1 protein-coding gene and 2 pseudogenes are annotated in these 1,940 nt (G+C 44.9%); 2 read left to right on the plus strand and 1 reads right to left on the minus strand.

Annotated elements, in window-relative coordinates:
* Positions 1–438: quinolinate synthase NadA (nadA, locus tag V6M43_RS00005; RefSeq protein WP_332731985.1), on the plus strand; the 438-nt coding region annotated here is incomplete at its 5' end.
* 132 nt (positions 439–570) lie between these two features.
* Positions 571–687, plus strand: a pseudogene (locus tag V6M43_RS18275) (LysM peptidoglycan-binding domain-containing protein); the annotation flags it as partial.
* A 230-nt stretch (positions 688–917) separates the two neighbouring features.
* On the opposite strand, the pseudogene V6M43_RS18280 reads toward V6M43_RS18275, so the two are convergent.
* Positions 918–1,034 (minus strand): annotated as a pseudogene (locus V6M43_RS18280) (pentapeptide repeat-containing protein); the annotation flags it as partial.
* Positions 1,035–1,940: the final 906 nt, after the last annotated feature.

Raw genomic sequence — 1,940 nt, forward strand, 5'->3', positions numbered from 1 at the left:
AAAGTAATCCTTTGGAAAGGCCATTGTTCAGTCCATGAGAACTTCACTGTTCAGAATGTCCATGATACCCGCAGCCAATATCCAAATATGAAAATTATCGTTCATCCCGAATGCCGGCGTGAAGTTGTGGAATTGGCGGATATGGCAGGATCAACGAGTTATATTATCAAGGCAATTGAAAGTGCTGAGCCTGGAACAGAATGGGCCATTGGAACAGAGATGAATCTAGTAAATCGCTTAATTCAAAATCATCCTGATAAAAAGATTATCTCGTTAAATCCGCATATGTGCCCATGTCTTACGATGAATCGAATTGACCTGCCGCATTTGGTGTGGAGCCTCGATACGTTAGAGGATACAAATAATATTATAAAAGTGAGTGCTGAGATTGCCGAAAATGCAAAATTAGCACTTGAACGGATGTTATTAAATTCTTAATAGATGTTAAAAAAGATGCAATTTACCTGATTGCATCTTTTTTATATTTCAGAGGGGATTCATATTCTTTTGAAAAAAAGCATAAGTTTTTGTGAAGAAGGATAGCACTTTGCCCATTATCACATAGACTATATGGACTTATGCATAGGAGGGGAAATCAGAGTGAAGATCCATATCGTACAGAAAGGGGATACTCTTTGGAAGATTGCCAAGAAGTACGGCGTGAATTTTGAAGAGCTGAAAAAGATGAATTCACAGCTCAGCAACCCTGATATGATTATGCCCGGTATGAAAATAAAGGTCCCAACTTCAGGTGGAACAATAAAAAAAGAAGCACCGATGGGAACCAAACCAGGTACAACAATCAACTTAGGAGTTAAGAAAGAGCAGCCGCTTGCTGAGCAACCGTTGGTCAAAGAGAAACCCGTAAAAGAAGCACCAATTAAAGAAATGCCGATTAAGGAAGCGCCAATTAAGGAGGCTCCTATAAAGGAAGCGCCAATTAAGGAGGCTCCTATAAAGGAAGCACCAATTAAGGAGGCTCCTATAAAGGAAGCTCCAATCAAGGAAGCACCAATCAAAGAAGCTCCAATCATAAAAGAAGCACCAAAAGCACCTTTTATTCCAAAAATGCCAATACAAGTTGCACCAGAAATTGATATAAACAATTATTACATGATGAACATGCAACAAATGACTGTTCAACAGCCGCAACTGCCGCCTAAACCTGCCAAAGAAATGCCAATCAAAGAGATGCCAATCAAAGAAATGCCAATCAAAGAAATGCCTATTCAAGAAGCTCCACTAAAAGCGAATGTTGTTCCGGCGCCGCCGCCATTCATGGAAGCACCTGCACAGATGGCACCGCAACAAGATTATTGTGTTCCTGTTACGCCAATAATGCCGGGCCCTGGATTCTGTCCGCCATTTGGAGGCGGTTTCCCAATGCACATGCATCATTTTATGCCTTACCCGCAAATGCAGGCTGGGGGAGTACCAATGCCGCCTGTAATGCCTGGTGGATTTCCTGTTAACCCAGGTGCGGCTCCGTCCGTTGCAGGTGCATCGTTCGCTGCGCCGCATTTTGACGATGAATCATCCGCTTTTATGCCACAATTGCCTGTTATGAACCCAGCTTATAGCCCTGGGACTGTGATGGGTGTACAATCGCCTGATCAACAACAGCCAATGGGACTCCCTTACATGGACCCATCAGCTTTTGGTCAAATGCCGCAGGGCTATGGCCAGCCAATGCCAGAAGGTTTCGACCAAATGCCGCAGGGCTATGGCCAGCCAATGCCAGGAGGATTCGGTCAAATGCCGCAGGGCTATGGTCAGCCAATGCCAGGAGGATTCGGTCAAATGCCGCAGGGCTATAGTCAGCCAATGCCAGGAGGATCCGGTCAAATGCCGCAGAGCTATGGTCAGCCAATGCCAGGAGGATTCGGTCAAATGCCGCAGGGCTATGGTCAGCCAATGCCAGGAGGATTCGGTCAAATGCC

Source organism: Flavihumibacter sp., assembly GCF_036676075.1.
Taxonomy (GTDB): Bacteria; Bacteroidota; Bacteroidia; order Chitinophagales; family Chitinophagaceae; genus Flavihumibacter.